The organism is Algibacter agarivorans, from assembly GCF_039543245.1.
GTDB lineage: Bacteria > Bacteroidota > Bacteroidia > Flavobacteriales > Flavobacteriaceae > Algibacter_G > Algibacter_G agarivorans.
Genome location: NZ_BAABJJ010000013.1, coordinates 67,138 through 89,844 on the forward strand (window position 1 = coordinate 67,138; position 22,707 = coordinate 89,844).

Here is a 22,707-nt window from a genome sequence, read left to right on the forward strand (position 1 = left end):
TTATCATGAATGTGTTACAAAATATAGAAAACGACATAGTTAGGCTAACTACCCTAATAAAAACAGAGTACCCAGAATTATATATTTTTTTAGAAGAAACCCCTATAACCGTTCCATCTGTTAATGACCCTGATATTAATATCAAAGTCATGGAAGATTACAATGAAAGTTTAAAACAATTATTAAAACATCATATTGAAACCCATAAAAAGAACTAAATGTCTTTTGTAGATTATTATAAAATACTTGGTTTATCTAAAACTGCTTCAGAAAATGATATAAAAAAAGCATACAGAAAATTAGCTCGAAAATACCATCCGGATTTAAACCCCAATGATAAAGTTGCTGAAAAAAAATTCAAAGAAATCAATGAAGCCAATGAAGTTTTAAGCAATCCTGAAAACCGAAAAAAATATGACCAGTATGGAGAGCATTGGGAAAATGCCGAAGCATATGAAAAAGCAAAGAAGCAACAGCAATATCAAGGGAGTTACCAAGGAGCATCCAGTGGCTATTCTGAAGCAGATTTTTCAGATTTTTTCGAGAATATGTTTGGTGGTCAATCTTCACGAGGTCGTGGTAGGCAGGTTAAATTTAGAGGTCAAGATTTTAATGCCGAATTACAACTCGATTTAAAAGACGTTTATACCACACATAAGCGCACCTTAACGGTCAATAATAAAAACATCAGAATTACTATTCCTGCAGGTGTTGAAAACGGACAAATCATTAAAATAAAAGGCCACGGTGGCAAAGGTGTTAATGGTGGCCCTAATGGCGATTTGTACATTCAGTTTTCAATTGTGAACCATTCAAAATTTAAAAGGGACAAAGATAATCTTCATGCAACGGTAGATTTAGATTTGTATAAGGCTTTACTTGGTGGTGACATCATGATTGACACGTTCAACGGAAAAGTAAAACTCAATATAAAACCAGAAACTCAAAACGGCACTAAGGTAAAACTTAAAGGCAAAGGGTTTCCTAAATACAAAAAAGAAAATCAGTTTGGAGACCTGTACGTTACCTATCAAATAAAACTACCCACTAGACTTTCTAATGAAGAAAAAGCACTCATACAAAAGTTGCAAAAACTACGCTGATTATGGAACCTAAAGATTTAATACCTATACAGTTACTCTGCAAACGTTATAATGTTCCTGTATCATTTATTAACACATTGCAAGAATTTAAACTTATAGAACTCATTTTTGAAAAAGATGCTTTTTATATCCATACCACCCAAATAAAAGCCGTTGAAAAAATGATGCGTTTACATTACGATCTTGATATAAATTTTGAAGGCATGGATGTTATTTTTAATCTTCTTAAAAAAGTAGAACTATTGCATGAGGATATTATAGCATTGCATAATAGATTGAAGCGTTTTGAACTTGATTAAAGCAAAAACAATAGTTTTAACATGGCCCTCTCAATTAGGTTTTAAATTAACTTTAAAAAAATAAAGTCTAAGAAAACTAAAATATGATGACCAAAACACGAGAACAAAAAACCGAGGAATGTTGCCCTAAATTCCATCCAGAAAAATGGGACAACAAAACATTTAATTGGAATAACAAACCCTTTATTAAAGCCTCAGTTCCCACATTTTTTCATATTCCTTATCCGCCAATGATAGGGAAACAATTAACCAGAATGATGAAAATGGCAGAAAACTCCAAAATGATAACAGCAAATAAAGAAGACGTTTTAGTGCTGTTTTCAGACCCCCATCCTTTTAAATCTGAAATATTATTATCAGTAAACGGTAGCGTTCACGATGCCACAAACACAACGCTTACAGGAACATTTATGAGTAAGGTGTTTGATGGTAACTATAATGCAATACCAAAATTTATTAAAGAAATGGATGCACATTTAGAAAGCAAAAAACAAGAAGGCTAAAACATATTTTGTTCATTATGCGTATTGCCCAGAATGTCAAGAAAAATTTGGTCATAATTATATAGTGCTTTTTGCAGAGATTGAAAAATAACTACAATAGTTTTCAATGAACTCATTTAAACTTTTTAGATTGAAGCGAAAAATAGAGGTTTTTTTACTTAATTGAAGACTTTTTTGAACTGCATAACATCGTTACGGAGTTATAAAAAGACAAAAAGTGAGTGAAAAATATCATTTTACAGCCAATAAAAAAAAGTTTAAATGAGTTTAATAGTAAAATTAGTATTCAATCCATCACTGTTTGAATGTAAACTACCAAAATACTACTAACTAAATAAGGGCATAAATGCTAATGTTTTAATAACCTGTCACAAATTGATTATGAAAGGCGCAATTGATTTTTTAAAATTCTGATAATTATAATTTTATATAACCTGTTAATTACACAGTAGCCAATACATTAATAAGCGTTTTACATCCGCCATTTTTTATATATGCTGTATGGTCTTCTAAGATTGAAAAATGCTTATCGCAAATTTCATGGCACAGCATTTTATTATTTGTCACCTTAATTAAAAGCTTTTAGCATTTTTTTTGCGGTCTTATTATTAAAATAAGGTGGGATTTTTTCTGGGTTGTCTCGACACCAGTCCAGCATTTTTTTCCAAATAGCAGCACTTAATGCACCACAAGCTTCTCCGCTTAGACCAAGACCACCAGCAAATCCTGAAACCATTGCCAACTCTTCATCTCTGCCACCCATTTGTCTTACAACTTCGGAAGCACAGCTAATAACAGGCTTTTGTTTGATTGCGATGTTTTGAGAAAGGCTTTTAGTCGCCACTTCAACCGCTTCTGGAGCCCATTGCTCGGCAAGATTAAAGCAATGACTATTTTCCATGCCTTTAAGTGTGACTTTGAACATGAACTTTGTCATTCCAATAATTGAGGTAAGGTCATAACCAATAATGTCCTTGCAATTTTTAGCACCAGAGTATTTTACAAAAGATTCTATAATATGTTGTGTAGCATTAACAGCAATAGGAATAGCTTTTTCAAGGTCTTTATGTGTTCGATAAGATTCTGCTCCTACGGCCAATGCAGCACCCCAAAGCATTCCACACTGGTGGCCATGGTTCATAATGCCTCCTGCTAGCGGATTTAAGGCACGTTCTTCGTGTTCTTTAACATTTCCAAATTCCCGATTTAAAATATGTGCAAACGTTCTGGAGCAGGTTCCACATTTCTTGAATATTTCCTTCGCATCATTTTTATGTTGTATGGAAGTGTTCATTTTATTTAAAATTAAATTTCCTTTTTTCTAGAAAGAATCGAAGCAATAAGAAGTCCCAAACCTATACCAATAAGTATGCAGGCTACCATTAATATAGGTGATGATTGCATAAAAAAGAGTCCGACTCCAACTCCAATCATTGTCATTCCTCCAATTGCCCAAGTACTTTTATCTTCTTTTTTAGTTGTCATAGTTTTTATTTTAATTATTTATAATCTCCTTTTAAAAATATATCGTGTAATAAAAATACCTTGTTCATCTTTTTCTCCTGCATCGCTTTCTACAGCACTTGTAACAAATATTAAATCCCAACCTTCGGTAAGCATCGCAGTAAGTTTTGAAGATATCACGACATCATTAGAAGCAATATTTTGAAAGCGTATACCGCCAAGATTGTAGAAGTTTAACAGTTTTGTTTCTTCAAAATCCTTTATACGAATGTCTTTACGTTTGGATTTATTTCGAGTATTGTCATCTTCAGTTTGTTCCGAAGAAAATTCTTGGTAATTGCGTTCTGCATTTGAGGAGATAAGTCTTGAACGACCTAATCCCATCGGAACTATGGATTCAATACTCGTTATGACTTTAATCTCAAATTTTGGTGGTGTCGTTTCTAGTTCATTTTGTGCAAATGCACCAAAGATCATGGTTAAGACAAGTATGCCCATTAATATTGGTTTTTTCATGAGTACAGCATTAATTTATAAAATAAGCTCATATACACCTTATAACCAATGATATATATCATTACAAGACGGCATTTTTAGTCTAAATTTTATGAATATTAATGATTTATATCATTTTGTAAATAACTGATAGATAGTAGATTTAGTGATTAAATCAAATGCTTGACACTATAACTTTTTTTACTTATTGGATTCTGCTCTGTAGTCTCTTTTAGCCAAGCAGAGAATGAAAGCAATTCATTCTAAAGAGCGACTAGCTAAAAATAAATATCATGAATGAAGAACATTGTGGTATGGTGCATTATTGATGGTATGATCAAAGAAGCTTGGGATATACCTATTGTGCGTACAGCAAAAATATCAGATAACTAAGTATCAAGAAAGAAATTACACTCACCCACTCAAAACAAAAAAAAATGAAATATAATACTATTGTTATCGGAGGAGGCCTAGCAGGATTAACCGCCGGAGCTACGCTCTCAAAATTTGGTAAGAAAGTCCTATTATTAGAACAACACCACAAACCAGGTGGCTGTGCCACCACTTTTAAGCGAGGAGATTTCATCATTGAAGTCGGCCTTCATGAAATGTGTGGCTTCGAAAAAGATGGGGCAATAAAGCAAATATTCAACATGTTGGAAGTCGATCAACAAGTAGAGTTTCTACAAGTACCGGAACTATATGCTGTGCATTCAGACCAGGAGAAGTTTGTGTTTCCACACACCTATGCTGCAGCGAGCAAAGTACTGATCGATAAATATCCTGAAGATGAAAAAGGAATCAAACGGCTTATGAAATTGCTTGCCAGTATACGAAGAGAAGGAGTAAAATTGCCACGCACACCATTAAAACGCAAGTTGATGTATCCGTTTATGCCCTTGCTTTATCCTAATCTTGTAGAAGCATCCCGACATACGGTCGGGTCTTGGTTCGATAAGTATATTACCAATGAAAACGCAAAACTCGACCTGTTAGCGCATATTGTTTATTGGGACGATGACCCTTACACCTTATCCATGTTTTATTATGGCTTGCCATTTTCTAGCTTTATTGGAAGCGGTGGTTACTTTATAAAAGGTGGTTCACAACAGCTATCCAATCAATTGGCAGCATACATTGAGAAACAGGGAGGTTGCGTTTTGTTGGGTAAAAAGGCGGAGAAAATCGTAACAAAAAATGGCAGAGTAACGGGAGTCACCTTCCGTGATAGTTTTAATGACAGCTTGGAACCCGAGACTATTTCATGCGATAATGTAGTGGCCAATTGTGCCATGCCCATAGTGCCTGATATGCTGGATGAACCCCATGCGGCTTCACTCAAACAACAAATCGGTGATAAAACCAATGCTTGCTCCTTATTAAATATTTATCTAGGCTTTAAATCTGATTTAGAGGCCTATGGCGTAAAACACTACTCCAATGCTATTAAGGGAGATGATGTAAAGACCTTGAAGGATGTACACCCTAACAATACTGGCGATTGGTCAAAACGTAGCTTCGTTTTTGTAGATTACAACAAAATAGATTCCCAACTGGCACCAGCAGGCAAATCGGTAGGTGTAATCTGTTGCGCGGATTATCTGAAAGACTGGGATGGAATGAGTAAGGAAGACTACAAAGCAAAAAAGGAAGAAGTAGCTCAAATTTTATTAGGCCGATTAGAAAAACAATTTCCAGGAATACGAGAAAGTATTGAATATTACGAAGTCGCCACTCCAAAAACCATTAAACGATTTACCTCAAATACTGCTGGCTCAGTTTACGGTTTTAAGCAAACCAAAGAACAGTCGGGAACAAAACGCCTCAGAAATAATTTCTTGATTCCCAACTTGTATTTCGCATCGGCATGGGCTTTTCCCGGAGGTGGATTCGAGGGATCCATCATGGCCGGATTTTTGGCAGCTTTGCAGATGAATCGAGATAAAATTTGGTCAGTTTGTGATGACGAGAAGTATGTTGACCAGCGAATTGTTTCCCTCTTGGAGCGTAAAAAAGTTGATAACAAAACGATTGAATTAAGCTTTGAAAAACTGGCCAGATTTCAGCCTCAAAATGGACAGTATGTTATTCTTAATTTAATGGAACCAAAAGTAACTGAGTTGGATCTACCCTACCGTTGGCTTCCCGTTGTTTCTTCTCCAGAGGAAGAAAAAATTCGGTTTCATGTTGAACTTAATGGCAGTAGCTTTTTTAAAAGTTCTGAGCTTATCGATATTGGAGGTAAGGCGAAGATATTTGGCCCTATGGTTTAGTACAAAACAGAATTGACATGAAAAAAATAAAAATCCCAGATACAATGACAGTGGTCGTTTTGAATTCTTATTCTGGTGCTGATGCCTTAAGTATTGAGCAACGACCGGTACCAACACCAGAAAGGAACGAAGTTTTGGTCAAAGTTGTCTTCGCACCAATAAATCCTTCGGATCTGGCAACATTGACGGGTTATTATGGCTTTAAAAATCCAACTCCTATTGTGCCAGGTGGAGAAGGTTCTGGAGAAGTCGTTGCTGCCGGACCAGGAGTTATGGCAAGCTATTTCCTTGGTAAAAGAGTTGCCTGTACTGGTTGGGGAACAGGCGGTGGTGTTTGGTCAGAGTATGTAGTTAAAAGTGTTAAAGGAGGCGTATTGTCTTTGAATAAATCATTGAGTTTAGAGCAAGGCGCCATGTCCTTTATAAACCCGCTTACAGCCAGTGCATTTATAGACATTTCTAAAAAAGGAAAACATAAAGCCATTTTATTGACTGCTGCGGCAAGTTCACTGGGTAAAATGGTGAACCGTCTGGGGAGAAACGAAGGTATCCAAATAATAAATGTTGTTCGCAGGGATTCACAAGTGGATCTTCTTAAGACCCAAGGTGCTGACATTGTACTGAATAGCAATGATGAAGAATTTGAACAACAGCTACATGATGCCTGTCATAAAACCAATACGCGTCTAGCATTTGATGCGGTTGCAGGATCATTAACGAATCAGCTATTAAAAGCTATGCCTCCAAATAGCAAGGTTACTGTGTTTAGCGCGCTGTCCCGTCAAGCTGTTCAAGCGAGTCCTGACCTTTTGATATTTGAAAATAAGAGCATTGACAGTTTCTGGCTAGGTCCTTGGATTAGGAAGCAAAATCTATTAAAAATAATGCTGTTATGGAAACGTACACAGAAACAAATTCCAAACCATCTCAAAAGTGACATTAGAAAAATTTATCCTTTGAAAGAAGTGAAAGAAGCCATCCGTGATTATACCAACCAAATGACCGAGGGGAAAATTCTGTTAAAAATGTCTTGATAAAAAATGAATAAACAAAAATTATATGCTTTAGCTTTAATTCTAGGTGCGAGTATTTTATTTTTCAGAACCATTAGATTATTAACCATTGAAAATGGCTGGAACACGCTCGCTTATTGGGTGATTGTATTAACCTTCATTGAAATGGCCATTGATATATTGTGTTTCATTTTTTCATCTCATTGGCTGTTTAGAAATTCAAATAGCTCAAAATCAATGGCATTACATTTAGGTGCCTATGCTGCTATTTTTCATGCTTTTCGAGTTTTAATTTTTGTGTTGGGTAGAACAGGACCCTGGATTAATTTCGACGTAAAACCTGAATTTCGATCAACGCATAATGTCAGTATGTTTTGGATTTATTTTGCGGCTATACTATCCATATTAGGAATTTTAGGCGTGATTATTATTTGGCTATATATAAAAAAGAAAAATAAATGGAAAAGCAAATAGGTAAAACAAAAGATGCCGGATTTCAATTTGGAATCAGAAAAACGTATCCGATTTCAAGTGATGATATGTGGAATTTCTTGTTTTCCGAAAAAGGATTGAACATATGGCTTGGCAAATTAGACAGAGCGCTTGAACTAAAAAAAGAATTCAAAACTGAAAAAGGGGTTAGAGGATATGTAAGGGTGTTCAAGCCAAATTCGCATATAAGAATAAATTGGCAAAAGAAGAATTGGACAAACATATCAACAGTTCAACTTAGGGTGATTGGAAATATAGAAAAGACGACAATCAGCTTTCACCAAGAAAAATTAGTAGACCCAAAACAAAGAGAAGAAATGAAGACATATTGGAATAAAATAGTGAATAAAATTTCAATGGAGATAGAACAAGAAGCCAGATCAGAGCTTAAAAAACGCTTTCAAAACTAAATAGTTTCATCATTCAATTCAATTATAAGTGCAATACTAATTGTTGCTATTATTATTGCTATTTGCCACCATATCCAAATAGAAATAGGAATCTTAAAAACGTGTTCTCTGATTTATATCATTTTTCAAACAACTCATATATAGTAGATTAGTGTTTAAATCAAAAGCTTGACACTATAACTTTTTTTACTTATTGCACGCTGTTCGATAGTCTCTTTGAGCCTAGTAGAGCATGAAGGTAATTCATTCTAAAAAGCAGCTAGTCAAAATTAACATCATGAATAAAGAACATCCGAATATCAAAATTTTAAAGAGGTTCAACCCTGCAGATCCGAATACTTTGACTGAGGTGTTAGCTGAAGATTTCGTTTGGCATTATATTAACCCAAAGCTGTCGGAGTTAGAAGGAGACTATTTCGGCCTCTCTGGTTTAACGGATTTCTTCCAAAAATTAGCAGGTCGTACCAATGGTTCCTTTAAGGTAAATCCCATATCCATAACCCCTTTGGGCGATGAACTGATTATCACACATGTTAAAGACACATTGTCACTAGAAGGTAAACCAATGCAAATTGACGCTATTGTGGTATGGTGCATTATTGATGGTCAGATTAAAGAGGCTTGGGATATACCTATTGTGCATACAGCAAAAATGATAAAAACTGAAAAAGAAAAACTATGAAAATAGTGGCCGTTACACCAGATAATGTGGAGCAAGAAACCCTTTTCTGTATAAAGGACATGAAAAAACCCGAGGCAAAGAATAAGCAAAAATGGTTTGAAAAACGGCATAAAGAAGGATTGAAACTAAAAATCCTAAAAGATGAAGCAGATAAAATGATTGGGTTTATAGAATACATTCCTGCAATAAATGCATGGAGACCCATAGATGCTGATAACTTTATGTTCATCCATTGTTTGTATATCTATGCCAAGAAAAACCGAAATCAAGGTTTGGGTTCACTATTGGTAAAAGCGGCAGAAAAAGATGCCAAAGAAAAAAATATGGCCGGCTTATGCGTTATGACCAGCAAAGGCTCTTGGATGGCTGATAAACGTCTTTTTGAACAAAATGGTTTTATCGAAGTTGATAATAGAGGACGTTTCGAATTACTATCAAAACAATGGAATACAACATCACCAGAACCAAAACTCTTTGATTGGACATCGCAACAAAACAAATATAAAGGCTGGAACTTGGTCTACGCAGATCAATGCCCATGGCACGAAAAATCTGTAGAAGCCATGTTGCATGTTGCTCTGGACGCGGGAATTGATTTAAAAATAACGAAAATGGAAACCGCTCGAGAAGCTAAAAAAGCCCCTTCAGGCTTTGGGGTATTTAATTTATTACATGACGGTAAATTATTGGAAGATCACTATTTGAGTGCCACGCGTTTTAAGAATATTCTTAAAAAAGAACTAAAAAAATAAGGTGACAGACATTAAATCTTTTTGAACAAATTTAAAATACAGTAAAATGAAAACTAACAAATTTTGTCAAAGTTGTGGGATGCCAATAAATAAAGACCCTCAACAAGGAGGTACAAACAAAGATGGAACAAAAAACCTAACCTATTGCAGTTACTGCTACCAGAATGGCGATTTCACTTTTAAAGGTACAGCAAAGGACATGCAGCATTTTTGTAAAGAGAAAATGGTTGAACAGGGTTCATCAAAATTCATGGCTTGGTTATTTACAAGGAATATACCGAGATTAGAACGTTGGAAGAATTCATAAAATTGCTTTATGAGTAAGGATGGTGTTCTAAAGTGGCTTTTAAAAGGTGATGTATCTATACAATATCAAGTCCACAGAGATTTATTATCAACAGACCGAAATGACTTGCGGGACAGCATTTCGGAAGAAGGGTTCGGTGCCAAATTTTTGTCTAAACGAAAAACTGATGGCCATTGGGGCATTAAGTTTTATCAGCCCAAATGGACTTCTACCCATTATACGCTCCTTGATTTGCGGAATTTATGTATCGCCCCCGATAATCCAATTATAAAAGAATCTGTTGAAATTATCTTGAAAAATGAAAAAGCTGAAGATGGCGGGATTCTGCCAATTGGCAAAACGCAAGTAACCGATTTATGTATTAATGGCATGTTCTTAAACTATGCTTCATATTTTAAAACAAATGAAAACCACCTAAAATCTGTTGTTGATTGCATATTAGCACAAATAATGCCGGACGGTGGTTTTAATTGTAGGTCTAATAGATTTCTAACCGTTCACAGTTCTTTGCACACCACATTATCTGTATTAGAAGGAATAACTGAATATGAGCTTAATTCATATAAATATCGACTTAAGGAATTAATTATGGCAAAGAAATCAGCTATAGAATTTATTTTAATGCACCAGTTATTTCTATCCGACAGAACGGGAGACATCATTAATAAAGACTTTTTGAGGTTTTCTTATCCACGACGATGGCGATATGATATTTTGAGTGCTTTAGATTATTTCCAATATTCAAAAACCGATTGGGACGACCGCATGCAACCAGCCGTTAAAATGTTATTAAAAAAACGAAATAAAGAAGGAACTTGGAATCTACGAGCAAAGCATCCTGGGAAAGTTCATTTTGATATGGAAAAAGCAGGACAACCAAGCCGATGGAATACCTTGAGAGCTTTGCGCGTATTGAAACATTTTATGATTTAAAATCTAGCTTGGAAATTGAAAATTATTAGCAAAAAACTTCATGAATTGGTTTCAGAAATTTAGTGGCGTAATTTTAGCAGAAAGAGCGCAGAATAAAATTCTTGTTCTCTTTATGTTTTTCATTGTAATCCTAACAGCAATCTTAACCTATCAAAGTAGTTCATCATTTATCCGTTTTTTAGGAAGTATAAACCCCTTGTTTGTAATTATTTTGAGTGTTGTACTGGTTTTTTTGATATTGAACTTCTTGCGTTTTAAAGGTTGGTTCACCATTTATAAAAAGAATAATCTAAAAAAGTCTTTAAAATATATTTGGTTGGTAGTGCTCTTTACCTCCATAGCAATTTATATCGATTTGAAGGTTCCGTTTCCAAAGGACACACATATTTTGTTTCCCGAATCCTTATTATTTTATCCAGTTATTGCATTTTTTATAGAGATTGTTTTTCATGTTTTACCCCTTGCTTTCCTACTGGTTTTATCAACTTCCATTTTTAAGAATATAGCATTCCAAAAACACTTATGGATTTCAATTGTTATAGTGGCATTATTGGAACCAAGTTATCAAACCATCAATATGGCTTCTTCACCTACATGGGCTGTCGGTATAATTTTCATCAATTTGTTTTTATTCAATCTCACACAATTAATTGTTTTTAAAACATATGATTTTATAACCATGTACTTTTTTAGGCTACTTTATTACATGATTTGGCACGTGATATGGGGTTATTTTCGTTTAGATTTCCTTTTCTAAACAAATAGATATTATTTTTCAAACATTGACAATTATCATTGTGTAAATAACACGATTAGAGTACTTTAAAACAATTATTAATCTTTAAATCAAAAAATCATGTCTGTATTAAAAGTTATTGAAGTACTAGGGAACTCTACCGTAAGTTTTGAAGACGCCGTTTCTAATGTAATAAAAGAAGCATCAAAATCGGTTAAAAACATTAAATCTGTATATGTTAAAGATATGCAAGTAACAGTTGAAAACAACAAGATTAAAGAATACCGGGTAAACACAAAAATCAGTTTTGGTATTATGGATATCTAAAATTAGGGCATTCTATAGGCGTTTATAAAATGCCTTTAATTGCATGACAAAAAATTATTTTGAAAAGTAAACAACCTTCAGTTTTAGAAATAGCAAAGACCTCACGGGTTTCAATAACTCATGAGGTCTTTGCAACTAATACAATTAAAGCTTTTATTGAATCAATTAGGCTAGGTTTTTATTTTTACTACCTAAAATTTTAAAATATGAAACGCATAACAAGTTACATTTTAATACTTCTAATTGCTTTTCAAGTTATTAGTGCTGTGCCAGCTGGCTGGGCCCTAATTAGCGATCCGTCTGGCGAAACGTTAGGTTTACCAATCATATTACTAAACCAAGCGCCTTTCGATAATTTTCTGATTCCTGGTCTTTTCTTATTTTTTATCCTTGGTTTAATACCCTTATTAATTCTTTACGGGTTAATAACAAAAAAAGAACTCAAATTCTTTCAAAAAATTAATATTTATAAGAATCATCATTGGTCGTGGACATTTTCGTACTACTTCGGATTGGTACTTATAGTATGGATAAATATGCAGTTATATTTTAGAATTGGATTTGATATACTCCATTTAATATACTCTATGCTTGGCATATGTATTGTTTTTACCAGTCATTTACCTGCTACAAAAGCATATTACAGAACCAATAAGGATTAAATATCTACTTATCAAGATTCAGTTAACTTCACGACACTTCTGTTGTTTTTTAAAGACAGTATAATTAAACCGTAAGCTATAGCAATTATTATTAAAGAAATTAGTGCTCCTAAAAAAGGGATAAACGTTATAAATCTTAATACTATTGCTATGCCAAGAGCAACAAAACTTAACATCCAGATTCCCCAAGAATTTTGATTCTTATTATTGAGATAGTGGGCAATAAGTAAGGCAACGACTAAGTGTCCTACTAAAATACTAAATAAATAAAAAGCCCCCAATAACAAACCAATAGGAATGCCTATGAGGATTACAAAACAAATTAAGATAAGTAACGGTAATCCAAAAAGATATATTAAGCCATAGCCTAAATTTTTAATCATATTGCTTTCTAGTGATACTATGGTTTTAGACAAAAATTTCCTGAAGAAAATATTAAGAATCAAAATAATAAGAAATGCAGACAATATATAAAATATCCAAACACCAATGGCTGCAATCCCAAAGAATTCCCAAGGAAAGTCGTGTTCCTCTCTAGCCAAATCTTGGTTAAAATTTGCTGAAGTATTTACCAACGAATTTTTAAAATCTACCGCTCCAGATGTACTCCAATATTCAACATCATCAAAAAACTTAGCATTATCACCAATGGTAATATCTTCTGCAACCATTTTAGTGGGTCCGGTAATCTCTCCATTTATTTTTAAGTCTTCTGCGCGGAATTCAGCGCCTTGGGCAATTTTGCCATTAATTTTAAGGTCGCCACCAGAAGCTTTTACAAACCCCATGATAGTACCATCTACGATGATAGTGCCTGAAAAGGAAATAAGGTTTCCATGGATTATGGCGTCTTCAGTAATATGTACCTCACCTCCAAATATAATAACATCGTCTCCTACCGTAGTGTCAATAATTAAGTTCCCTCCTGCAGCGCGAATATCATCATGCACGTACCCTTTTACTGTAATATCGCCACCTGCAACAATTAAATCTTGGCTTATGGTGTCTTTAACAACTATAGTGCCTCCTGCAATTACAGCATCGCCATGTATTGGAGCTTTAATATTTATTTGATCGCCTGCAAGATAAATGTCGTCGTTTTGTTTTTCTAAAATGGTTACATCTTTATCTGTATCAGATTGGCAATGGGCTATAAATGAAACTAAAAACAAAAATACATATAGTAAAGTTTTCATAATAAATGGATTTTGACTTATGACCCCAAAGTACTATAAACCAATATCTTGTAAAATGATATTGATCATTTATTTTTTTTTAAGCAAGCTATATATAAGTCTCTGTAAAAATCAAAAAAACCTCTGGGCAAGCCTCATGGAATGAATCTGAAAAACATCTTTTTATTCGGTTTCTTTCAAGAAGTTTATCATCTATTTGTTCATTTCATTACCACTAAAAAACTAATTGATTTTATTAATAATGCCCTCGTTTTCCAATGACTTTATAATTGCTTTTACATAATCATTAACCGTTGTATTAATTGAAGAAGGGTCTACAACACTATAAGACGCCACCCATACTAAGGATTTATCATTATTCTCTTTTAAGTTATACAGGGAAGATTCTATATTATAAATCTTATATTTATTATAATACCCCCTATCAAAATAGACATCTTGATATAAATAGTAATAACGTCCAAAACGACGCCAATAATAATCTGTTATATACCAATCTCCAGTGTAAGTTGTTTTTTCATCAACACCTTTTACTGCTGAAATTAAAATAGCATCAAAACCATTGTTAGATATTTTTTCTACTTCTTTTTCAATATCTTCCTCGGTTTGTTTCAAACTGGTAAAAGTAGGTGCGAACACATCATAACTCTCTACAGCATCAATACCCCTTATTTTTAGTTCTGTTTTTAATTGTGATTCAAACTTTTTTCTTGCGGTTAAATTCTCGGTTACCCCTACTATCAACACTTTTTTAGGTTTATAATTATTGTATTCTTGACTCCTCCAACTATCAACCATTCTTGCAGAGGAGCAGTTTGATAATACTAAGATTATACCAAAAGCATAAATTACTTTTTTCATGACTTCCAATTTTTATTATAAATAAAAGAACAATTAAATCATTAAGCTTGAAATGATATTCATCATTTTTAGTGTAAAACCCAACAGTTAACTTTATGATATATGAAATGGATTGAATTTATTCAAGAATGGATTACCCAAAATCCGACACTCTATAGTATTTTTAAGTATGCTATATTAGTTGGTTTTGTTCTTTTTTTAATTCAACTTATAAGACGGTTTTTAAAAAAACAAGTTACAGATACTTCAGCACGCTACAAATCACAAAAAGGTATAGAAATTATAGGCTACATTATTTTGATTATTTTATCCTTTTCCTATTTCACGGGTAGCATCAAAGATTTTACGTTAATTATTGGCCTATTTACCGCGGGCATTGCTTTTACGCTTCAAGAACTTTTTTTAAGCATTGCTGGCTCTCTATATATTTTTATTGTGAAAGTATATAAACCAAGCGATAGAATTGAAATTAACGGTATTAAAGGCGATGTTATAGATGTAGATAGTATATACACAACCATGATGGAAATTGGTCAGTGGGTTGAAAGCGATAATTACACAGGGCGTATTATAAAACTAAGTAATGCCTTTGTATTTAAAGGTCCCATTTATAACTACTCGCAAGACTTTCCTTTTATTTGGGATGCATTAAATTTACCAATTAGGTATGGGTCTGATATGGAGTTGGCAAAATCCATAGTTATTAAAATTGCTTCAGAAATACTTTCCGAATACACATCCAATTCAAAAACACAATGGAAAGGTGTCGTTAATAAGTATTATATTGAAGATGCCGTTGTGGAACCTAGTTTGGCTATTACACTAACTGATAATTGGATTCAATTTAACCTAAGATATATTGTGGATTATAAAAAGAGGCGTAGTACTAGGCATCTATTACATGATAGAATTCACGAGGAAGTTAAAAAAACGAATGGCAAAGTTATTTTGGCTTCAACAACTTTAGAGTTGATAAAGATACCTGAAGTAAAGGTTATATAATAAAACAAAACCGAACAAAAGCAACTTAAGTTACATATAAACAGCATTTTACCTGACCAATATCATTGTAGTAATTTTTGCATAGAGTTATTTTTAACTTATTAATTTTAAAATTTCATTACAATGAAAAAAATATTTTTTTTAAGTGTAATTATAGTATTAGTAACTAGTACACTTACCGCACAAGACAAAGTACAGGATCGAGACCGAGATAGAATTATGTTGGTGGATGGCGATGTTTTACAAATTAGAGATCGTGATCAAATTAGGTTAAAAGATAAAATCACTTTAAACGATGGTACTATTGTAAATCCAAACGGCACCTACCAAACTAAAGACCAAGTTAAATTACGCTTAAAACCTGGCGAATGTTTAGACAATGATGGTGTAAAATACCGTAACGAATACCAGTACCGCTATAAAGTGCAACAAGAAAACAAAGGCTTAGATCAAGCCCAAATTCAAGAAAGAAATCAAAACAGATATCAAATAATGATGATTGATGGAGAAGCTTATCAAATTAGAAATCAGTTTCAAAATCAAATACGCGAGCAAATTAAATTGGATAACGGAACTGTTGTAAATCCAGATGGAAGCTATCAAACTAAAGCCCGTGCTCAGTTACGCTTAAAAGATGGAGAATGTTTGAATATGGATGGGAAAATGTTTAAAAACACCTATCAGTACAGAAAAATGAATGTAAACAAACCTTTAATGAATAAAAAGGTTCAAAAAAGGGTTGTAAAAAAAACAAGCAAAAAAAAAGGGGCTAGTTAATAAAAACTAAAAGGGGATTTGTGTATAACAACAAATCCCTTTTTACAAATTTCAAAACATTTTCCATGAAACCTCATGCAATTAAACTTTTTGGCTTTATATTATTTTTCATATTAAATAATAGTGTATTTGGGCAAGACAATTCTGAAACAAATCTTCAAATTAAGGATAAGGTCCCATCTTACTTTTCATTAAGCCTAGGTTTTATTAATGATGCTGTTTTTTTAGGCAGGAAAGATTCCATTAGCGCCCCATATTTATATCCATCTATTTCCTATTACAACAAATCTGGATTTTATGCCACAGGCTCTTTTTCATACCTCACTAAATCAAACGAAAGTAGAATTGATTTGTTTTTAGGTACTGTTGGCTACGATTTTGCAATAAAAAAGTTTGATGGAGATATCTCTTTTACAAAATACTTTTTTAATAGTGATAGTTATAATGTTATTGCTGAAGTTGAAGCAGATATTACCGCTATGTTTAGTTATGATTTTAACATTATAAACTTAGCAGCATCTGCTACTACCTTTTTTAATACTAACGGTAAGGTTGACATCATTTTGTCATCGGAAATAAGTCATGATTTTATTACCAAAAATCAAAAAATTCAAATATCCCCAACTATAGGTGTTTTCTTTGGCTCACAAAATTTTTACGAAGAATATTATATAAATACTCGCCTTGGAAGTCGAAAAGGTTCGGGATCTGGTCATGGAACTGGAGGAACAACCATAACAGAAACAACAGTGGTACTAAATGAAAGTGAAAAATTTGACCTTATGGCGTTTGAGTTCAGTTTACCCATTTGGTACATACACAAACCCTTTGCTATAACATTTTTACCAGTTTGGGCAATCCCCAAAACCCCCGCTACTTTAACCGCAGAAGACGTTATTTATGAAGAAGATTTAGAAAATTCATTCTATTGGCTCATTGGTGCTAGTTATACATTTTAAAATAGTGGGGCTTGTTCGTATTTAGATTTTATGCTATAACGAGTTTTCTAGGGGTTTTTATTTTAATATAAATTGACTTTGAACCTGACATTGCTCATTTTTTTTATGCCCAACTCGTTGTATTTTTATTGAAATTGAAATGAGGCATGCTAACATTTAAAAACTTCAATATAGCCGATTGGTTTTCATTTTATAGAATAATTGCTGCACCTTTTTTATTGGCCTTGATTTGGTTCGATTTGCAATTGGTTTTCACATGGCTTCTTTTAATAAGTTATTCTACTGATGCTATCGATGGTTTTTTAGCTAGAAAGCTAAAAATAACAAGTCCAAGAGGCTCACAACTAGATTCGTTTGGAGACCAAGTAACCCTAATAATTGGGTTAATAGGGCTTTTTTATTTTGAACCTAATTTTATCAAAACAAACATCGTTTTAATACTGATAGCATTTATACCTTATATTTTACAAATGATTATTGCTTATTTTAAATATGGCAAATCAACAGCATTTCACACCTATTTAGCAAAACTTTCGGCAATGCTTCAAAGTCTGTTTATACTATGGTCATTATTCTTTAACCCAGAATACACCCTGTTTTATATCATGATCATCATAGGTTTATTAGAAACTTTTGAAGAAATTACCCTCATTTTTATGTACGATAATTGGGCTTCGGACGTAAAAGGTATTTATTGGGCATTACGTGACAAACGACGGTTAAAAAAGAAATAATATTAATACGGTAATTCAAATATGCGCAGCTATTCGTTATTTACTATTTTGCTTTTATGCTTAGCGATATTACTAGTAGATATCATATCATTTTATTGGTTGCAATCCGTAACCGCTTTACTACCCTCAGCTTTTTTAAAAACATTAATAAACATACTGTTTTGGGTCTTTACAATGGGTTTAACAACCGCCATTATAGTGCTTAAAATCACTTTAGACAATATTAGTCCTAGACGTAAAAGTTTAATCGTTTCTTCGTTATACGGCCTTACGGTTTCTTCATTTATTCCTAAAATATTATTTATTGTTATTATTTCAATTCTCTTTTTTACTAACTATATGTTTTCTGAAATGGAGTCCATTATAATCATACCTTTAATTGGGCTGTTTTCTGGCTTTTTACCTTTTTTTATTATTATGTATGCCATTTTTAATGCGGTATATAATTTCAAAATTTATCATCCTAAAATACAATTTCAAAATTTGCCTAAAGCATTTGATGGGTTAAAAATTGTTCAAATATCCGATTTGCATTTAGGTGGATTTAATTACAGATTTCATGTACTAGAAAAAGCGATAAAAAGTATTAATAGCTTACAACCAGATGTTATATTTTTTACTGGTGATTTGGTAAACAATTATGCATGGGAGCTTATAGGTTGGAAAAAAGTATTTAAAAAACTAGTAGCAAAAAAAGGAAAATATGCTGTTTTGGGAAACCACGATTATGGCGATTATAGCGAATGGGACAGCATAGAGGCTAAACAAGAAAACTTTAATGCCATTAAACAATTTTATAAAGACATCGATTTTAAATTGTTGTTAAATGAATCTCAAATTATTGATGTTAATAATGAAAGAATAGCCATTATTGGTGTTGAAAATTGGGGAAATCCACCTTTTAAACAATATGGGGATTTGAATACTGCCTTAAAAAACGCATCGCATATGCCCTTTAAAATTTTACTGTCTCATGACCCAACACATTGGAATGAAGAAATAATTGAAAAAACCGATATAGCCCTAACACTTTCAGGTCATACACATGGTATGCAAGCTGCCATTAATTTAAAAGGCAATACTTGGAGCCCTATAAAATATAAATATCAACATTGGGCCGGTATGTACAAACATAAAAATCAATATTTATATGTAAATAGGGGTCTGGGCTGGATAGGTTTTCCTGGAAGGCTAGGCATGCGACCTGAGATAACACTTATTGAATTGAGTTGTAAAAAACACCATTAGAAATTTCAGACTGATTTATATCATTGGCTAAAAAACATATATAAAATATATTGTTGTTTAAACCTATCGTTTAAGTCATGATGTCTCGTAAAAATAAAATAACTCTAACCATTTTAATAATTGGCGCCTTGTTTTTATCCTTAGTAATTTGGTATAAATATGAATATTCCATGTATAAGGTAGAGGCATACGAAGTGAATACTCCTAACTTAAACAAGAAACTTATCATTGCTACTCAAGGCAGTGAATTTAAAGATGCAATAACCAAACGGATTATAGATCATTACAAGCAAGATTCTATATTCATTAAAGTTATTGATGTGTCCTCACTACAAAAAATAGAACCAAAAAATTACAATGCTATAGTAGTAATGCACACATGGGAGAATTGGAAACCACCTGTTGATGTACAGACATTTATTGATAGCACAAAAGATTTTCAGGATAGAATTATTGTATTAACTACTTCAGGTAAAGGCACCTTCAAAATGGAAAATGTTGATACCATCACATGTGAATCTAAATTAGAAAACTCAGAATCTTATTCAAGTAAAATTATTAAAAAGTTAACTCCTTTATTAAAACAATAAAACACTAAAAACAATGATAACAGACATGAACACACAGCAATGCTTAAAAATACTTAATGACAATTACATAGGTCATTTGGCTTACATATATAAAAATTTACCTTTTGTAATCCCGGTTACTTATTTTTATGATAAAAAAAACATTACAATTATTGGCTATACTGGTGAGGGGCATAAAACCAGAGCTTTAAAATTAAACAATCTTGTTGCACTCGAAGTTGTTGAAATAAAAGCTATTGACAATTGGAAATCTGTATTGGTCCAAGGTGCCTTTGAAGAACTAAAAGGCCCAGATGCAAAATATGAATTACATAAGTTTTCAATTGGTGTAAAAAAACTTATCGCTGAAAAAGAAAAAAAGGAGCTTAGATTTATTCCACAAATTACTGGTAAGACCAATCCAGAGGCCAAACCAATAGTTTACCGTATAAATATTCATGAAATTACTGGTAAGGAGCGTAATTATGAACAAGATACCATGTCAGAACCCTTCTTTAAAAAGCATAAGAAAGATATGGAATCCCAAAGCTATTAAACATCTTACAAAACACTAAACAACTGATGGTTATCATTTTGAGACTTAACTAATATGCATAGCTTTATTTTATATTAACACTTAAATATTTGAATTATGAAAAAATTAATTTTTGGTTTATTTATAATGGGATTAACCACCCAAATTTATGCGCAAGACCCAATACAGCTCCCTGAAGTGCACATAGTCCATAACTATATGTACCTAAGCGCTGCAGGCTCGGAAGATTTGGCTGTACCTGTTGAAAATCTACAGTTAAAAGTAAGTGATTTTGATGTTAAGGAATTGGATGTCTATTCGGAAGAATATGATCTATATGATGTTTATTTTATAATTCCCGAAGGTAAAGTACTGGCTTCCTATGATAAGGATGGCAACCTATTAAGTACAGCTGAAAGATATAAAAACATTAAATTACCATTCCCTGTTTCAAAAGCAATTACTAAAAGGTTCCCTAACTGGGCAATATCGAAAAACATATACCTAGTTAATTATCACGAATCTGGCAACATAAGAAAGTTATATAAAGTTACCCTTGAGAATGGTAAAAAGCGTATTAAGGTTAAAGTGGATGATTTTGGAGATTTTAAATAGTAACTAGTTTTCAATATTCAATAGAGTGTTTGTATGCTGTATAGCTTCTAAAGCTATTACAAACTACAGATATTTATAATCATGAAAATATGAAATGGGTTTTCACTATTATCCTACTCTCTCATGGTCTTATACATTTAATGGGTTTTACAAAAGCCTTTCAACTTACAGAAATTAATCTATTGACCCAAAGTATCCCTAAACCTCTAGGAGTGCTTTGGGCTTTCGCCTCTTTTTTATTTTTGCTTATTGTTTTTCTTTTCTTTTTAAAAATTAAATGGTGGTTTACAATAGCCTTTATTGCAGTTATTATTTCTCAATTTTTAATTGTTACATATAGGAAAGATGCAAAATTTGGCACATTTATAAATATTGTTATTTTGTTAGTTAGTCTTGTTGCTTACGGCAATTTTCAATTTAACAATAAGGTTCAAAAAGAGTCCATAAAAACATTTCAGAGCATTAAACCATCTAATACCAATTTACTTATTAAATGACGTATAGAAAGTGTTTCAGGAATTTTCAAGTTTAACACTAAAGGCGATTAATTGCCTTTGAAACCTACCGTTATTTTGGTGGAAATGAGGGTTCAAAACTAGAAAAACGGGTTGTCAATATGACAGATCACAAAGTCTTTAATGGCTATAAAATTCCATATAAATATGAAGTTTCTTGGCAATTAAAAGAAGGCGATTTTAATTGGTTAAATCTTGAAATTACAGATTTAGAATATAATACACTAAACCCATATGAAACTAAGTAAACCGGCGCCAAGCAAAAAAACATATGATGGCTATTATGATAAATATCATTTCAAAAACTAAGCAATTCCTCTAATTTTACTAAGTTAAAAACACATTATAATGAAAACCATACTATATGCTACAGATTGTACTTCCAATGCTGCTTCAACGTTAAAATATGCCTATCGTTTTAGCGCTATTATGAAAGCAGAGTTACATATTTTACACGTTTACAATTTTCCTCCAATTAATCTTTCAACTATTCAGCCTTTAGAGTCATTGAAAAAAAGAATGCACAAAGAGCAAATAGAACTTGTAAACAAATATTGTGCAGAACATCTTAAAAATGAATTTTGCCAAAAACCTATTACTTTTCATGTGGTTGAAAACAGCTCTGTTTCCGATAGCGTTTTGCGCCTTTCTAAAATATTAAGCCCAGATTTAATTATTATAGGTATGAAAGACAGCCATAGTACTAGAGGTTATTTTTCTGGTAATATTGCCAATTTATTACTTGATAAAATTGAAGCACCATTATTAATTGTACCAAATCATATACCCTATAATGTTCTTGAAACTATAGTATATGCTACTGATTTTGAGGAAGCAGATATTTTATCGATTAAAAAACTTATAGAAATAGCAAGACCATTTGAAGCACTTATAGAAATTGTACATGTTTATGAAATGAATAAACACCTAGCACGAGAAAACATGGAAAAGTTTAAAAACATACTTTTAAAACAGGTTTCTTATCCAGAAATAACATTTAGAAGTATTTTGTCTAGTAAAATAAAATTGGGTTTATTAAGTGTTTTGAACAATGGAAAAGCAAGCATGTTAGCTATGTTAGAACGCAAACATGGATGGAGTTTTTCTAATGTTTTTCATAAAGATTTAGTGAAAGATATGGAAGCTTCGGTAGAGATACCCATACTTGCGTTTAATAAACATAGCACTAAAATTAAACTTCAAAATACAAACGTAAATAACTCCAAAAACAAATTAGCGTATTGA

At 32.6% G+C, this 22,707-nt stretch carries 30 protein-coding genes and 1 pseudogene; 26 read left to right on the forward strand and 5 right to left on the reverse strand.

The annotated features are described in order from the left end of the window. Positions 1-5: 5 nt before the first annotated feature. The 5 genes and pseudogenes from ABD935_RS06275 to ABD935_RS16615 all read left to right on the forward strand — a co-directional run. Entirely contained in the window at positions 6-218 is a 213-nt protein-coding gene (locus tag ABD935_RS06275) for a hypothetical protein (RefSeq protein WP_345190847.1), read from the forward strand. Beyond that, a complete protein-coding gene (locus tag ABD935_RS06280; protein WP_345190849.1) occupies positions 219-1,103 on the forward strand; it encodes a DnaJ C-terminal domain-containing protein in 885 nt (294 codons plus the stop codon). A gap of 2 nt (positions 1,104-1,105) precedes the next feature. Further along, positions 1,106-1,402, forward strand: a complete 297-nt coding sequence (locus ABD935_RS06285) for a chaperone modulator CbpM (protein ID WP_345190850.1) — start codon at positions 1,106-1,108, stop codon at positions 1,400-1,402. A gap of 83 nt (positions 1,403-1,485) precedes the next feature. Next, positions 1,486-1,905, forward strand: coding sequence for a hydrolase (locus tag ABD935_RS06290; RefSeq protein WP_345190852.1), 420 nt, complete (start codon positions 1,486-1,488; stop codon positions 1,903-1,905). A gap of 28 nt (positions 1,906-1,933) precedes the next feature. Then, a pseudogene (locus ABD935_RS16615) lies at positions 1,934-1,996 on the forward strand (hypothetical protein); the annotation flags it as partial. A 477-nt stretch (positions 1,997-2,473) separates the two neighbouring features. Here ABD935_RS16615 and ABD935_RS06295 read toward each other — a convergent pair. From ABD935_RS06295 to ABD935_RS06305, 3 genes are read right to left on the reverse strand one after another with little or no spacing between them, the layout of a single operon-like run. Beyond that, a complete protein-coding gene (locus ABD935_RS06295) occupies positions 2,474-3,199 on the reverse strand; it encodes a C-GCAxxG-C-C family (seleno)protein (RefSeq protein WP_345190853.1) in 726 nt (241 codons plus the stop codon). Positions 3,200-3,210: 11 nt separating this feature from the next. Then, on the reverse strand, positions 3,211-3,390 hold the full coding sequence (locus tag ABD935_RS06300; protein WP_345190854.1) for a hypothetical protein: 180 nt from the start codon (positions 3,388-3,390) through the stop codon (positions 3,211-3,213). A gap of 18 nt (positions 3,391-3,408) precedes the next feature. After that, the gene (locus tag ABD935_RS06305) at positions 3,409-3,846 is read right to left on the reverse strand and encodes a hypothetical protein (RefSeq protein ID WP_345190913.1); all 438 of its coding nucleotides are present in this window, start codon (positions 3,844-3,846) and stop codon (positions 3,409-3,411) included. Between the two features lie 455 nt (positions 3,847-4,301). On the opposite strand from ABD935_RS06305, the gene ABD935_RS06310 reads away from it, so the two are divergent. The 10 genes from ABD935_RS06310 to ABD935_RS06355 all read left to right on the forward strand — a co-directional run bounded on the left by ABD935_RS06310 (position 4,302) and on the right by ABD935_RS06355 (position 12,451). After that, positions 4,302-6,137, forward strand: a complete 1,836-nt coding sequence (locus ABD935_RS06310) for a phytoene desaturase family protein (RefSeq protein ID WP_345190855.1) — start codon at positions 4,302-4,304, stop codon at positions 6,135-6,137. 17 nt (positions 6,138-6,154) lie between these two features. Beyond that, a complete protein-coding gene (locus tag ABD935_RS06315) occupies positions 6,155-7,171 on the forward strand; it encodes an alcohol dehydrogenase catalytic domain-containing protein (protein ID WP_345190857.1) in 1,017 nt (338 codons plus the stop codon). A gap of 6 nt (positions 7,172-7,177) precedes the next feature. Then, positions 7,178-7,624 (forward strand): hypothetical protein, encoded by a 447-nt coding sequence (locus tag ABD935_RS06320; protein ID WP_345190858.1) that lies wholly within the window; start codon positions 7,178-7,180, stop codon positions 7,622-7,624. Continuing rightward, positions 7,609-8,052 (forward strand): ATPase, encoded by a 444-nt coding sequence (locus ABD935_RS06325; RefSeq protein ID WP_345190859.1) that lies wholly within the window; start codon positions 7,609-7,611, stop codon positions 8,050-8,052. The genes ABD935_RS06320 and ABD935_RS06325 overlap by 16 nt, the downstream gene beginning before the upstream one ends. A 277-nt stretch (positions 8,053-8,329) precedes the next feature. Continuing rightward, the gene (locus tag ABD935_RS06330) at positions 8,330-8,734 is read left to right on the forward strand and encodes a nuclear transport factor 2 family protein (RefSeq protein WP_345190861.1); all 405 of its coding nucleotides are present in this window, start codon (positions 8,330-8,332) and stop codon (positions 8,732-8,734) included. After that, positions 8,731-9,486 (forward strand): GNAT family N-acetyltransferase, encoded by a 756-nt coding sequence (locus ABD935_RS06335; protein ID WP_345190862.1) that lies wholly within the window; start codon positions 8,731-8,733, stop codon positions 9,484-9,486. Before ABD935_RS06330 ends, ABD935_RS06335 begins: the two co-directional genes overlap by 4 nt. Positions 9,487-9,532: 46 nt before the next feature. Next, complete coding sequence (locus ABD935_RS06340) at positions 9,533-9,793, forward strand: zinc ribbon domain-containing protein (protein WP_345190864.1); 261 nt, start codon at positions 9,533-9,535, stop codon at positions 9,791-9,793. A 9-nt stretch (positions 9,794-9,802) separates the two neighbouring features. Beyond that, on the forward strand, positions 9,803-10,726 hold the full coding sequence (locus ABD935_RS06345; RefSeq protein ID WP_345190865.1) for a hypothetical protein: 924 nt from the start codon (positions 9,803-9,805) through the stop codon (positions 10,724-10,726). 856 nt (positions 10,727-11,582) lie between these two features. Continuing rightward, positions 11,583-11,789, forward strand: a complete 207-nt coding sequence (locus ABD935_RS06350; RefSeq protein ID WP_345190866.1) for a dodecin family protein — start codon at positions 11,583-11,585, stop codon at positions 11,787-11,789. A 206-nt stretch (positions 11,790-11,995) separates the two neighbouring features. Then, positions 11,996-12,451, forward strand: coding sequence for a hypothetical protein (locus ABD935_RS06355; protein WP_345190867.1), 456 nt, complete (start codon positions 11,996-11,998; stop codon positions 12,449-12,451). An 11-nt stretch (positions 12,452-12,462) separates the two neighbouring features. Here the strand turns inward: ABD935_RS06355 and ABD935_RS06360 are convergent, their stop codons facing one another. Both ABD935_RS06360 and ABD935_RS06365 read right to left on the reverse strand, forming a co-directional pair. Then, positions 12,463-13,647: a polymer-forming cytoskeletal protein gene (locus ABD935_RS06360; RefSeq protein WP_345190868.1), complete on the reverse strand. Its 1,185-nt coding sequence runs from the start codon at positions 13,645-13,647 to the stop codon at positions 12,463-12,465. Between the two features lie 222 nt (positions 13,648-13,869). Continuing rightward, positions 13,870-14,508 (reverse strand): hypothetical protein, encoded by a 639-nt coding sequence (locus ABD935_RS06365; RefSeq protein WP_345190870.1) that lies wholly within the window; start codon positions 14,506-14,508, stop codon positions 13,870-13,872. Positions 14,509-14,610: 102 nt separating this feature from the next. On the opposite strand from ABD935_RS06365, the gene ABD935_RS06370 reads away from it, so the two are divergent. From ABD935_RS06370 to ABD935_RS06420, 11 genes are all read left to right on the forward strand, one after another. Then, on the forward strand, positions 14,611-15,510 hold the full coding sequence (locus tag ABD935_RS06370; RefSeq protein ID WP_345190871.1) for a mechanosensitive ion channel family protein: 900 nt from the start codon (positions 14,611-14,613) through the stop codon (positions 15,508-15,510). A 123-nt stretch (positions 15,511-15,633) separates the two neighbouring features. After that, entirely contained in the window at positions 15,634-16,287 is a 654-nt protein-coding gene (locus ABD935_RS06375; RefSeq protein ID WP_345190872.1) for a DUF6799 domain-containing protein, read from the forward strand. A gap of 65 nt (positions 16,288-16,352) precedes the next feature. Continuing rightward, positions 16,353-17,246, forward strand: coding sequence for a hypothetical protein (locus ABD935_RS06380; protein ID WP_345190873.1), 894 nt, complete (start codon positions 16,353-16,355; stop codon positions 17,244-17,246). A gap of 146 nt (positions 17,247-17,392) precedes the next feature. After that, positions 17,393-17,980: a CDP-alcohol phosphatidyltransferase family protein gene (locus ABD935_RS06385; RefSeq protein WP_345190875.1), complete on the forward strand. Its 588-nt coding sequence runs from the start codon at positions 17,393-17,395 to the stop codon at positions 17,978-17,980. A gap of 174 nt (positions 17,981-18,154) precedes the next feature. Then, entirely contained in the window at positions 18,155-19,228 is a 1,074-nt protein-coding gene (locus ABD935_RS06390; RefSeq protein WP_345190876.1) for a metallophosphoesterase, read from the forward strand. Between the two features lie 77 nt (positions 19,229-19,305). Continuing rightward, a complete protein-coding gene (locus ABD935_RS06395; RefSeq protein ID WP_345190877.1) occupies positions 19,306-19,818 on the forward strand; it encodes a hypothetical protein in 513 nt (170 codons plus the stop codon). Between the two features lie 13 nt (positions 19,819-19,831). Next, positions 19,832-20,353 (forward strand): pyridoxamine 5'-phosphate oxidase family protein, encoded by a 522-nt coding sequence (locus ABD935_RS06400; RefSeq protein ID WP_345190880.1) that lies wholly within the window; start codon positions 19,832-19,834, stop codon positions 20,351-20,353. Positions 20,354-20,449: 96 nt separating this feature from the next. Continuing rightward, positions 20,450-20,947 (forward strand): nicotinate-nucleotide adenylyltransferase, encoded by a 498-nt coding sequence (locus ABD935_RS06405; RefSeq protein WP_345190881.1) that lies wholly within the window; start codon positions 20,450-20,452, stop codon positions 20,945-20,947. Between the two features lie 89 nt (positions 20,948-21,036). Continuing rightward, positions 21,037-21,444: a hypothetical protein gene (locus ABD935_RS06410; protein WP_345190883.1), complete on the forward strand. Its 408-nt coding sequence runs from the start codon at positions 21,037-21,039 to the stop codon at positions 21,442-21,444. A gap of 50 nt (positions 21,445-21,494) precedes the next feature. Continuing rightward, a complete protein-coding gene (locus tag ABD935_RS06415) occupies positions 21,495-21,710 on the forward strand; it encodes a DUF6920 family protein (RefSeq protein ID WP_345190914.1) in 216 nt (71 codons plus the stop codon). A 100-nt stretch (positions 21,711-21,810) separates the two neighbouring features. Beyond that, a complete protein-coding gene (locus tag ABD935_RS06420) occupies positions 21,811-22,707 on the forward strand; it encodes a universal stress protein (RefSeq protein WP_345190885.1) in 897 nt (298 codons plus the stop codon).

Bases quoted from the DNA above. Each gene is read 5' to 3' on its own strand.
- ABD935_RS06305 (WP_345190913.1), bottom strand. From the start codon at position 3,846: ATGATCTTTGGTGCATTTGCACAAAATGAACTAGAAACGACACCACCA.
- ABD935_RS06300 (WP_345190854.1), bottom strand. From the start codon at position 3,390: ATGACAACTAAAAAAGAAGATAAAAGTACTTGGGCAATTGGAGGAATG.
- ABD935_RS06400 (WP_345190880.1), top strand. From the start codon at position 19,832: ATGATAACAGACATGAACACACAGCAATGCTTAAAAATACTTAATGAC.
- ABD935_RS06360 (WP_345190868.1), bottom strand. From the start codon at position 13,647: ATGAAAACTTTACTATATGTATTTTTGTTTTTAGTTTCATTTATAGCC.
- ABD935_RS06395 (WP_345190877.1), top strand. From the start codon at position 19,306: ATGATGTCTCGTAAAAATAAAATAACTCTAACCATTTTAATAATTGGC.
- ABD935_RS06350 (WP_345190866.1), top strand. From the start codon at position 11,583: ATGTCTGTATTAAAAGTTATTGAAGTACTAGGGAACTCTACCGTAAGT.
- ABD935_RS06285 (WP_345190850.1), top strand. From the start codon at position 1,106: ATGGAACCTAAAGATTTAATACCTATACAGTTACTCTGCAAACGTTAT.
- ABD935_RS06370 (WP_345190871.1), top strand. From the start codon at position 14,611: ATGAAATGGATTGAATTTATTCAAGAATGGATTACCCAAAATCCGACA.
- ABD935_RS06380 (WP_345190873.1), top strand. From the start codon at position 16,353: ATGAAACCTCATGCAATTAAACTTTTTGGCTTTATATTATTTTTCATA.
- ABD935_RS06420 (WP_345190885.1), top strand. From the start codon at position 21,811: ATGAAAACCATACTATATGCTACAGATTGTACTTCCAATGCTGCTTCA.
- ABD935_RS06280 (WP_345190849.1), top strand. From the start codon at position 219: ATGTCTTTTGTAGATTATTATAAAATACTTGGTTTATCTAAAACTGCT.
- ABD935_RS06365 (WP_345190870.1), bottom strand. From the start codon at position 14,508: ATGAAAAAAGTAATTTATGCTTTTGGTATAATCTTAGTATTATCAAAC.
- ABD935_RS06340 (WP_345190864.1), top strand. From the start codon at position 9,533: ATGAAAACTAACAAATTTTGTCAAAGTTGTGGGATGCCAATAAATAAA.
- ABD935_RS06385 (WP_345190875.1), top strand. From the start codon at position 17,393: ATGCTAACATTTAAAAACTTCAATATAGCCGATTGGTTTTCATTTTAT.
- ABD935_RS06405 (WP_345190881.1), top strand. From the start codon at position 20,450: ATGAAAAAATTAATTTTTGGTTTATTTATAATGGGATTAACCACCCAA.
- ABD935_RS06330 (WP_345190861.1), top strand. From the start codon at position 8,330: ATGAATAAAGAACATCCGAATATCAAAATTTTAAAGAGGTTCAACCCT.
- ABD935_RS06375 (WP_345190872.1), top strand. From the start codon at position 15,634: ATGAAAAAAATATTTTTTTTAAGTGTAATTATAGTATTAGTAACTAGT.
- ABD935_RS06315 (WP_345190857.1), top strand. From the start codon at position 6,155: ATGAAAAAAATAAAAATCCCAGATACAATGACAGTGGTCGTTTTGAAT.
- ABD935_RS06355 (WP_345190867.1), top strand. From the start codon at position 11,996: ATGAAACGCATAACAAGTTACATTTTAATACTTCTAATTGCTTTTCAA.
- ABD935_RS06390 (WP_345190876.1), top strand. From the start codon at position 18,155: ATGGGTTTAACAACCGCCATTATAGTGCTTAAAATCACTTTAGACAAT.
- ABD935_RS06345 (WP_345190865.1), top strand. From the start codon at position 9,803: ATGAGTAAGGATGGTGTTCTAAAGTGGCTTTTAAAAGGTGATGTATCT.
- ABD935_RS06320 (WP_345190858.1), top strand. From the start codon at position 7,178: ATGAATAAACAAAAATTATATGCTTTAGCTTTAATTCTAGGTGCGAGT.
- ABD935_RS06410 (WP_345190883.1), top strand. From the start codon at position 21,037: ATGAAATGGGTTTTCACTATTATCCTACTCTCTCATGGTCTTATACAT.
- ABD935_RS06335 (WP_345190862.1), top strand. From the start codon at position 8,731: ATGAAAATAGTGGCCGTTACACCAGATAATGTGGAGCAAGAAACCCTT.
- ABD935_RS06310 (WP_345190855.1), top strand. From the start codon at position 4,302: ATGAAATATAATACTATTGTTATCGGAGGAGGCCTAGCAGGATTAACC.
- ABD935_RS06325 (WP_345190859.1), top strand. From the start codon at position 7,609: ATGGAAAAGCAAATAGGTAAAACAAAAGATGCCGGATTTCAATTTGGA.
- ABD935_RS06275 (WP_345190847.1), top strand. From the start codon at position 6: ATGAATGTGTTACAAAATATAGAAAACGACATAGTTAGGCTAACTACC.
- ABD935_RS06290 (WP_345190852.1), top strand. From the start codon at position 1,486: ATGATGACCAAAACACGAGAACAAAAAACCGAGGAATGTTGCCCTAAA.
- ABD935_RS06295 (WP_345190853.1), bottom strand. From the start codon at position 3,199: ATGAACACTTCCATACAACATAAAAATGATGCGAAGGAAATATTCAAG.